At 70.1% G+C, this 9,981-nt stretch carries 8 protein-coding genes; 5 read left to right on the top strand and 3 right to left on the bottom strand.

The genetic code is table 11. The features are described 5' to 3' along the window. Position 1 precedes the first annotated feature (1 nt). Both ACI2LP_RS31020 and ACI2LP_RS31025 read left to right on the top strand, forming a co-directional pair. Positions 2–910, top strand: coding sequence for an ADP-ribosylglycohydrolase family protein (locus ACI2LP_RS31020; protein ID WP_404727852.1), 909 nt, complete (start codon positions 2–4; stop codon positions 908–910). Between the two features lie 171 nt (positions 911–1,081). Then, the gene (locus tag ACI2LP_RS31025) at positions 1,082–2,698 is read left to right on the top strand and encodes a DUF4153 domain-containing protein (protein WP_404727863.1); all 1,617 of its coding nucleotides are present in this window, start codon (positions 1,082–1,084) and stop codon (positions 2,696–2,698) included. Positions 2,699–2,824: 126 nt separating this feature from the next. On the opposite strand, the gene ACI2LP_RS31030 is transcribed toward ACI2LP_RS31025, so the two are convergent. Continuing rightward, a complete protein-coding gene (locus ACI2LP_RS31030; RefSeq protein WP_404727853.1) occupies positions 2,825–4,378 on the bottom strand; it encodes an MFS transporter in 1,554 nt (517 codons plus the stop codon). Between the two features lie 121 nt (positions 4,379–4,499). Here ACI2LP_RS31030 and ACI2LP_RS31035 point away from each other — a divergent pair, with 121 nt between their 5' ends. From ACI2LP_RS31035 to ACI2LP_RS31045, 3 genes are all read left to right on the top strand, one after another. Further along, positions 4,500–5,126, top strand: coding sequence for a TetR/AcrR family transcriptional regulator (locus tag ACI2LP_RS31035; RefSeq protein WP_404727854.1), 627 nt, complete (start codon positions 4,500–4,502; stop codon positions 5,124–5,126). Between the two features lie 72 nt (positions 5,127–5,198). After that, entirely contained in the window at positions 5,199–5,900 is a 702-nt protein-coding gene (locus ACI2LP_RS31040; protein WP_404727855.1) for a ribonuclease HII, read from the top strand. Positions 5,901–5,980: 80 nt separating this feature from the next. Then, the gene (locus ACI2LP_RS31045) at positions 5,981–6,595 is read left to right on the top strand and encodes a hypothetical protein (RefSeq protein WP_404727856.1); all 615 of its coding nucleotides are present in this window, start codon (positions 5,981–5,983) and stop codon (positions 6,593–6,595) included. Positions 6,596–6,793: 198 nt separating this feature from the next. Here the strand turns inward: ACI2LP_RS31045 and ACI2LP_RS31050 are convergent, their stop codons facing one another. Next, positions 6,794–7,423, bottom strand: coding sequence for a hypothetical protein (locus ACI2LP_RS31050; protein ID WP_404727857.1), 630 nt, complete (start codon positions 7,421–7,423; stop codon positions 6,794–6,796). A 228-nt stretch (positions 7,424–7,651) separates the two neighbouring features. Continuing rightward, a complete protein-coding gene (locus ACI2LP_RS31055; RefSeq protein WP_404727858.1) occupies positions 7,652–9,832 on the bottom strand; it encodes a RecQ family ATP-dependent DNA helicase in 2,181 nt (726 codons plus the stop codon). Between the last annotated feature and the right edge of the window lie 149 nt (positions 9,833–9,981).

Genomic DNA, 9,981 nt, shown 5'->3' on the forward strand with positions numbered 1-9,981 from the left:
GATGACCGACGACTCCTCTCGCGAACGGCGCTTCGAACGCGCCCTGGACAGCCTGCGCGGACTGTCCGTGGGGGACGCCCTGGGCTCCCGGTTCTTCGTTCCCTCGAACTATCCGCTGGTGAAGCGGCGCGAGCTGCCCCCAGGAGCCTGGCAGTGGTCCGACGACACCGAGATGGCCTGCTCGGTGCTGGCCGTCCTCGCGGCCCACGACCGGGTGGACCAGGACGCGCTCGCCCGGTCCTTCGCCGAGCACTACGACTTCGATCGCGGCTACGGCCGCGCCGTCAGCCGGCTGCTCCGGCTGATCGGGGAGGGCGGCGACTGGCGCGAGCTGGCAGCCACGCTGTTCAAGGGGCAGGGCTCGTGGGGCAACGGCTCCGCGATGCGTGTCGCACCGCTCGGCGCCTGGTACGCGGGCGATCCGGAGCAGGCCACGCACCAGGCCGAGATCTCCTCGTACACCACGCATCAGCACCGTGAGGCCGTGGTCGGCGCCATGGCGGTGGCGGCGGCTGCCGCGCTCGTCGCGGATCCGGCCGGGCCGCCGGAGCCCGCGGACCTGCTCGACGGCGTCGTCGCACTGGTGCCGCGCAGCGCGGTGGGGGCAGGCCTGCGCCGGGCACGCGACATGCTCGACTACGGCGACGCCGTGACCGTCGCCGCCGTACTCGGCAGCGGTCGGCGATCCAGTGCACATGACACCGTGCCGTTCGCGCTGTGGTCGGCGGCCCGTTCGCTCGGCGACTTCGAGAGCGTCTTCTGGACGACCGCCCAGGCGGGCGGTGACGTGGACACCACCTGCGCCATCGCCTGCGGAGTCGTCGCCGCGGGCAAGTCGGGGCAGCCCCCGGTCGACTGGCTGGAGCAGACCGAAGCCCTGCCGGAGTGGCTGCCCGACCGGGCGCAGTGAGCCGTTGACGTCGTAGGGGTGGCCGGGTGGCGGTCCGGCCTCGGCGGCGCCCCCGGGGAGTCGGCCCGGCACCCCGCCGCTAGCCTGTCCGTCACGTACTGCGAGCTGATCATCAGGAGAGTACGCAGACGAGACACCGGTCGTACGTCCGCCCTCCAGGCATGCGCGGCGATCCGGTCGGGAGGGGGTCCCGTGTCAGACGTACGGTCCACAGAGCCGCCGGTTTCCGAGCCCGGTCAGAGCAAGGAGCCGGAAGATCTTCCGCCGAAGCGTGCACGGATACGCCCCGGCTCACCGGCCCCCGTGCCTGCCGCGACGCTCTGGTCTGCCGTGGCCACCGCTCTGTTCAGCGCACTTCTGCTGGGCGAAGGGCTGGGACTGAACCTGCTGGTCGTGGCGGTGCCTGCCGCCCTCGCTGCGCACTTCGCGGCCCGCGCGGCAGGCCGCCGGCTCCGCCCCTGGACCCTTGTATGGGCGGTTGCCGGGCTCGCGCTGCTCGTCGTGCCGGTACTGAGGGACGCGGGCTGGCCGACCTTTCTCGCGGTCGTCAGCGCGCTTGCTGCGGGATCTCTCGCGCTGCACGGCGGCCGTACCTGGCCGGGCGTACTTCTCGGTTCGCTCGGCCTGCTGGACTCGCTCGTGCCGGGCATGGCCTGGGGATGGTCGGGAATGCGCGAGCGGGCGGGCAGCTCGCAGGGCCGGTGGGGCCCCGTGGTGCGTACGGTGGCGGTGGCCGCTGTGCTGCTCATCGTCTTCGGCGCGCTCTTCGCGGGCGCCGACGCCGCCTTCGCCGATTTGCTCGACGGGCTGATCCCCGACGTCTCGGTGGCCGACGGCCCCTGGCGCTTCTTCCTCTTCGCTCTCGGTCTGGTGGGAGCGCTGGCTGCCGCGCACACCGCGGCGGCACCGATGCGCTGGGACCGCATCTCTGTGCGCCCCGGCCGACCCCGCGCCCGCTGGGAGTGGGCGTTGCCGCTCATCGTGCTCGACCTCCTCTTCGCAGTCTTCATCGCCGTCCAGCTCGCAGTGCTCTTCGGCGGATACGAGACGGTGCTGCGGGAGACCGGACTGACGTACTCGCAGTACGCACGCCAGGGCTTCTGGCAGCTGCTCCTGGCGACCCTGCTCACGCTGCTCGTGATCGCGCTCGCGCTGCGCTGGGCGCCGCGCGACGGTGCCCGCGACCGCACCCTGGTCCGAGCCGTCCTCGGAACCCTGTGCCTGCTCACGCTCGTCGTGGTGGCGTCGGCGCTGCGCCGGATGGATCTGTACGTCGACGCGTACGGGCTTACGAGGCTGCGGGTTTCGGTGGCGGCGATGGAGTGGTGGCTCGGTCTGGTGATCGTCCTGATCATCGCGGCCGGGTTCTTCGGCGCGAAGTGGCTGCCGCGCGCCGTCGCCGCGAGCGCTGCGGCCGCCGTCCTCGTATTCGGCCTGCTGTCCCCGGACGGGATGATCGCCGAGCGGAACGTACAGCGCTACCAGAACACCGGGAAAATCGACGTCAGTTACTTCGAGGGGCTGTCCGCCGACGCTGTTCCGGCCCTCGACAAGCTGCCGGAGCCGATGCGCTCCTGCGCGCTCGACGGTATCGCGAGGAACCTCGAGGACATCGACAAGCCCTGGTACGCAACCAGTTGGGGCGAGTGGCGGGCACGGAAGATCCTGGCGGAACGGAAAATCGACACCTATAGGTACGCGTGCGCCGAGAAAGACCGCCGGCAGTACGACGAAGACGCCGAATTCGATCAGGACGGCGAGATCGGGCCGTACGACTACAACAACTAGGGCGAACGACAACTGACGACTGAGAACAGAGATGAGGTGCGGGCCGTATCCCCGGTGTACGGCCCGCACCTTGACCTTGTACGGCGACCAGCTCCGTGCGGCTGCTCGCGGGCGGCCGGCTCAGGCTCAGGCGGCGGTTGTGCCCGCGCCCGCCGACCCGCTGAGCGCCTCCAGGTCGCTCTTGCGCACCTTGATGACGAACAGGGCGGTCAACACGGCGAGTCCGACCAGACCCACCCCCGCCCAGAACGCCGTCGCGATGCCTTCGGCGAGCACTTCGTGCCCCCACGGCGGCGGCAGCTCGTGCGTCTTCGCGAAGGCTGCCTTCTGGGCCGGCGTCGAATCTGCCAGGAACGACGGAAGTTGACGCTTCGCCTCATCGCGGCCGGCAGTGCTGAAGACCGTCATAAGAATCGACAGCCCCAGGGAACCACCCACCATCTGTGTGGCGTTGAGCAGACTGGAGGCCGCACCCGACTCGTGCTGCGCAACGCCCGAGACTGCTGTGAGCGTCGCCGTCACGAACACCAGACCCATGCCGAATCCGAAGAGCAGCATCGGCCCCAGTACCCCGCCCGGATACGAGCTGCCCGGGTCCAGTGCGGTCAGCCACGCCATGCCGCTCCCGGTGAGCACCGCACCCGCGGTAAGGAACGGCTTGGGCCCGAGCTTCGGCAGCAACTTCGAGGAAATACCGGCGGCGGTCACGATCATCACGGTGACCGGGAGGAATGCGAGACCGGAGGCGATGGGGCTGTAGTCCAGCACGTTCTGCACGAACAGCACGATGAAGAAGAACATGCCGAACATCGCCGCGGCGAGGCTCATCATGATCAGATATGTGCCTGAACGGTTGCGGTCGGCGAACATCCGCAGCGGAGTGATCGGTTCCCGCGCCCGCCGCTCGGTCAGTACGAACGCCGTGAGAAGTACGACCGCCGCCGCGAAGGCGCCAAGGGTGAGCTTGTCGGTCCAGCCGTCCTCGGACGCCCGGATGAAGCCATAGACCAGGGACGCCATGCCCACGGTCGAGGTGAGCGCGCCCGCGATGTCGAACCGGCCGGTGTGCCGCTCGGACTCATTGATGAACACCGGCGCGAGGACAGCGATCAGAATGCCGATCGGCAGATTGACGTAGAACACCCAGCGCCAGTTCAGCCACTCGGTGAGCATGCCACCGGCGAGCAGGCCGATGGCCGCGCCACTGGCCGAGACCGCCGCGAAGATGCCGAACGCGCGGTTGCGCTCGGGGCCTTCGCGGAAGGTCGTGGTGATGAGCGCGAGCGCCGTGGGTGAGGCTATGGCGCCGCCGACGCCCTGGAGCGCACGGGCGGCGAGCATCTGCCAGGGTTCCTGCGCGACGCCGCACAGCAGCGAGGCGAAGGTGAAGAGCAGCACACCGAAGATGAACACCCTGCGGCGGCCGAGGATGTCGCCCGCCCGGCCGCCGAGCAGCAACAGCCCGCCGAAGGTGAGGGTGTAGGCGTTGACCACCCAGGACAGCTGGGTCGTGGTGAACTCAAGTGCCCCTTGGATGTGCGGGAGGGCGATATTCACAATGGTCGTGTCGAGGACCACCATGAGCTGCAGAGCGGCGATGACGGCGAGGGCAACCCCGGGGCGTCCCTGTCTGCGGGCCGCCCCTGGCTTGCTTGGAGCTGTTAACTGAGAGGTTGTCACTATGGGTCCCCCACAAGTGCGTTAGTGAACGCATCCGTTCACTGTCTTGTCCACCGTAGAGAATCCCCGTCAGTGAACGCAAGCGTTCACTGAACCTCCAGTCCCCAACGGAGAGATGAACATGGCCAATTCGCGCTGGACTGCCGCCGCAGAGACGCCCCCGGTCTCGCTGCGCCGTCGAGGACCCGTGCTGGAACGCGCGATCCTTGAGGCCGCGCTGGAGCAGTTGAGTACGGTCGGCTGGAGCGGGCTCACCATGGAAGGTGTCGCCTCCGGGGCTCAGACGGGCAAGGCCGCCGTGTACCGGCGCTGGCCGTCGAAGGAAGACCTCGTCGCCGACGCTCTGCAGTCCGGACTGCCGACGCTGGACGAAGCCGCCGACCACGGAAGCATCCGACAGGACCTCTTCGAGCTCTGCCGGCGCGTGCGGGATGCGATGTACTCGAGGGCCGGCTTTGCCATGCGTTCGGTACTTCACGAATGCGACACCACCACCGCCGAGCGGTTCCATGGTGTGATCGTGCGCGGCGTCATCGAGCCGTCGAACCGGCTCTTCCGTGAGGTGGTGTGCCGTGGTGTCACCCGTGGCGACGTACGCGCCGACATCACATCCGAGCTGGTCCTCGATGTGATTCCGGGCCTGATGATGTACCGCTCGAAGGTGTGCGGGAGCGAATGGCCCGACGAGGACATCGCCGAGATGATCGACCAGGTGATGGTGCCGCTGCTCCGCCCGAGCAGCGGCTGACTGCCGGGTACGGTCACTGATCCGAATCCGGGTGTCGCCGGCGGGGTGGGGCGGCGTAACCTTGCTGGCGCCATGCCCTACGAACCACCCACCCACACAGTCGAGCGCTCGATCAGAGCCACCACCGGCGCCAAGATCGTCGCAGGTGTCGACGAGGTCGGACGCGGGGCGTGGGCCGGTCCGGTCACGGTGTGCGCGGCGATCACCGGACTGCGCAGGCCGCCCGCCGGTCTCACGGATTCCAAGCTGATCGCCCCGAAGCGGCGTGCGGAGCTGGCCGGGCTGCTGGAGTCGTGGGTCACGGCGCATGCCCTGGGGCATGCCTCGCCGGAGGAGATCGACGAGCTGGGCATGACAGCGGCGCTGCGGCTGGCCGCCGTCCGCGCGCTGGATGCGCTTCCGGTCCGTCCGGACGCGGTCATCCTCGACGGCAAGCACAACTATCTGGGATCCCCTTGGCAGGTCCGTACGGTCATCAAGGGGGACCAGTCGTGCGTGGCGGTCGCGGCCGCCTCGGTGATCGCCAAGGTGCGCAGGGACGCGATGATGGCCGGGTTGCAGGGGGAGTTCGCCGACTACGGCTTCGACGCCAACGTCGGCTATCCCTCTCCCGTGCACAAGGCGGCGCTGGCACTGCTGGGGCCGACGCCCCACCACCGGCTCTCGTGGGCCTATCTCGACGCGCTGCCCCAGTGGCGGCATCTCAAGAAGGTCCGCATCTCCGCAGAGGCGGCCGAACTCGAAAGCGGGGGCCAGCTCGGCTTCGAATTCTGAACCCGCCCCCCATCAGGGCCTCGCACCTATGTGCCCACCCGCCGATGCTCGTCGCACCGGCATTTGATAGACATCCACTCATGCCTCTCATCCCCGAGGAGCCTCAGATTCACGAGAGTGCCCAGGGTCCCCGCGCCACTCCGGCCGCAGGCCGCACCGCGCCGACCCCCCGTCCCGTACCCGGTCCGCGTACCGCGGCCTCACCGCGTCCCGGACATCCGGGCCCCGGTTCCGCCCGGCCCGCGCCGCCGCGTACGCATACCTCCGCCGGGCAGTCCCAGCCTTCCCGGCCGGAGAAGCCCGCAGGACCGCAGATCCAGCTGATCCCCGCCCCCGCGGACGGCGCGCTCGACGCCGCCGGCGAGGCGGTCGACCTGCTGCTCGACTCAGGCCGTGCCCCGGGCGAGGTCCTGGTGCTCACGACCGGTGAACAGCACCCCTGGGCGGCGCACGAGCTGTCCTTCGGCGAAGCCGCCTACTGGGCCCAGCACGACGCCCGGGACGACGTCTTCTACGCGGACGCCGCTGCGGCCGACCGGGCCTCGGCCCGTCCCGTGGTGGTTGTCGCGATCAACGGTGGCGCCGACGACGAGGCCGCCCGCGCACTGCCGGCGGCCCTGGCGAAGGCGACCGCGCTGCTGATCGTGTGCGGCGAACCCAAGCGGATCAACACCGTGCTCGGCACGGGCATCTGAGCCGTACGGGAAATACCGCCCGTCCGGCATTCGCGGACCGTTCGGTCCTTGGGAACCGCTCCGTCTTCGTGGACCCTTCGGTCCCCGCGGACCGTAGGGCCTGCGGACCACAGGGTCCTTGCGGATCACTCGGCCCTCGACCCGCTGTCCGGTCGTGATCCGGCTGCCCAGGCCCTGGGCAGCCGGAAGGTGGCACCGTCAGCGAGCCGCCGTGCGCCGAAGCGCCTCGGTCGCGCCGCTCGCGGTACGCAGCGGCAGCGGTTCACTGTCGGTCACGATGTCGCTGAGATCGCCGGGCGACGACAGGGAGTTGGGCCGACGGCCGCCCCTGCCCTCGCCCAGCACCTGCCAGCCACCCCGGGTCAGCGTGATGTACGCACCACAGCGCAGCCCGTGCAGGGTGCACGCGTCCCGCAGCCCCCACATCCACGCCCCGTCCTCCTCCGTCCAACGCTCGTCGCCCTCGCGGCAGTAGAGCAGCACGGCGGTGCGCACGGGAGTGCGGCGACGCAGATCGTGCGGAATGACCCGGCGAAGATGGGCCAGCAGCACGTTGCGGAACTCCCAGCCGTCCACGGGCGCGGAGCGCCGGGCGAACGAAGCACTGGCCGTGAGCCGTTCCTCGTGGTCGAGAACAGCGACGACGGCGGACGCCGGCGTCGGCCGGTGCCGGGTGTGCAGACCGCTGACCACCTCGCGGGGGTTGCGCAGCAGCGGGATCCCCGCCGCTGCCCACTCGGCGGGCTCGAGCATTCTGGCGAGGCGGCTGGCCGAGTTGGCTGCCGTGCTGAGCGATGTGGCTGCGGACGGGGCGAATCCGAAGGTCACGGTCCTCCCTTCGCATACGCGCCCACAGTGCGGGCAGGGTCGGGTGAGGGCGCACCGCGGCATGGCCCTTTCGGACCGCGAACGGGCCGCGCGGGGAGCGTTCCAATTCTTGCTGCCCCGTCGGCGTGCGGCAACGAGCAATTTGGCGGCACCGGCAGGAATCGGCGGGTATGACGCTCATATCCCTGCCCTATCTCTGCCCAGTTGCACCTCCGATGCCCCCTCAAGTCACGTCTGAACCGCAAGGACCAGCGGAAACACCCCCTTGGCGCCGGACCTGCGCAGCAATCGCGCCGCCACGGCCAAAGTCCAACCGCTGTCCGAAAGGTCATCCACGAGCAGTACGGGTCCGTCGGCCGCGACCAGCGCCTCGGCCAGCCGGGGCGGCACGGCGAATGCCTCGTGCAACCCCCGTACTCGCTGGGCGCTGTTGGTGCGCGAGATCCGTGCGTCCAGCGCCTCGGGCGCGTACTCGACGGTCCCCAGCAAGGGCATCCGGCCCACCTCGGCGATCCGGGCACCGAGGGATCCGACCAGCTGCGGCCTGCCGTGCGAGGCGACGGTGACCACACCGGCCGGCCGCGGCGGCGCGTCCGGGGCACCGGATGCCCATCCGCCAGGACCCTTCGCCCAGTCGGCAAGAACCGTCACCACAGCCTTCACCACATCGTCCGGAACCGGACCGTCCGAAGCCTGTGCCGCGAGCATCGGGCGGAGCCTGTTGCCCCAGCCGATATCGGAGAGCCTGCCCAGTGCCCGGCCCACGAAGGGCTGCTCCGCTTCCGGGATTCGGCCCTTGAGGCTGACGCCCACCGCCGCCAGCCCGGTCGGCCACATCTTGCGGGGCTCCACTTCCACCCCAGGCCTGCTCAGCTCCCCGCGCGCTGCGTCCAGTGCCGTGGCGGAGACCTTGTCGCTGAATCGGACACCCGAGCAGTTGTCACAGCGCCCGCACGGAGCCGCTTCCTCGTCGTCCAACTGCCGCCTCAGGAACTCCATCCGGCAGCTTGTCGAGCGCGCGTAGTCACGCATCGCCTGCTGCTCGGTCTCCCGCTGCCGCGCGACCCACGCATAGCGTTCGGAGTCGTACGACCAGGGCTCACCTGTGGTCGTCCAACCGCCCTTCACCCGGCGCACTGCGCCGTCCACGTCGAGCACCTTGAGCATGGTCTCCAGCCGGGTGCGGCGCAGCTCGACAAGCGGCTCGAGTGCCGGCAGCGAGAGCGGCCTGCCCGCCTGCCCCAGCACGTCGAGCGTGCGCCGCACCAGCTCCTCGGGCGGGAAGGCCACCGAGGCGAAGTACTGCCAGATCGCCTCGTCCTCCCGGCCCGGCAGCAGCAGTACCTCCGCGTGCTTCACGCCGCGCCCCGCACGGCCCACCTGCTGGTAGTACGCGATGGGGGACGAAGGCGAGCCCAGGTGCACGACGAATCCGAGATCGGGCTTGTCGAAGCCCATACCGAGCGCGGACGTGGCGACCAATGCCTTGACGCGGTTGGCCAGCAGATCCTCCTCGGCCTGCTGCCGGTCGGCGTTTTCCGTGCGGCCGGTGTACGAGGCCACCGTGTGCCCGCAGTGCCGCAGATACGCGGTGACCTCCTCGGCAGCCGCGACCGTGAGGGTGTAGATGATCCCGGAGCCGGGCAGCTCGCCGAGGTGATCGGCCAGCCAGGCCAGCCGGGTCGCGGCATCGGGAAGCTGGAGCACGCTCAGGCTGAGGCTCTCCCGGTCCAGCGCGCCGCGCAGCACGAGCGCGTCCGTGCCCGCCCCTGTGCCCAGCTGCTCGGCGACGTCCGCGGTGACGCGGGCATTGGCGGTCGCGGTGGTGGCGAGTACCGGCACTCCGGCCGGCAGCTCCGCCAGCATCGTGCGCAGCCGTCGGTAGTCGGGCCGGAAGTCATGGCCCCAGTCGGAGATGCAGTGCGCCTCGTCCACCACCAGAAGCCCGGTGGCGGCGGCCAGCTTGGGCAGCACCTGGTCGCGGAAGTCGGGGTTGTTGAGCCGCTCGGGGCTGACCAGCAGCACATCCACCTCGCCCGCGGCCACTTCGGCCTGGACCGTGTCCCACTCCTCCGTGTTGGAGGAGTTGATGGTCCGGGCCCGGATGCCGGCTCGCGCCGCCGCCTCCACCTGGTTGCGCATGAGCGCAAGCAGGGGAGAGACGATCACGGTCGGACCGCTGCCGCGCTCGCGCAGCAGCGACGTCGCGACGAAATACACCGCGGACTTGCCCCAGCCGGTCCGCTGCACGACCAGCGCCCGGCGCTTGTCGGCGACGAGTGCCTCGATCGCCCGCCACTGGTCCTCGCGCAGCCGGGCGGTGCCGGTGGTGTCCGAGACGAGGCGCGCGAGGACGGAGTCGGCCGAGGCCCTGAGCTCTGCGGGATCTGCTAGGTCTGCGTTGGTCATGACCCCATGCAACCCGATGACACCGACAAAGCGCGAACGAGGCCGCAAGCCTGTGGGTTGAGTCGGCACGGAGCGCGGTGCCGGTGTTGCCACCGGTCCGTTTCTCCGTGCCGCTCGCCGAACCCGCCGTGCGTGTCTCCACGCAACGG

It is taken from the genome of Streptomyces sp. NPDC019890, from assembly GCF_044903445.1.
Classification (GTDB): Bacteria; Actinomycetota; Actinomycetes; order Streptomycetales; family Streptomycetaceae; genus Streptomyces.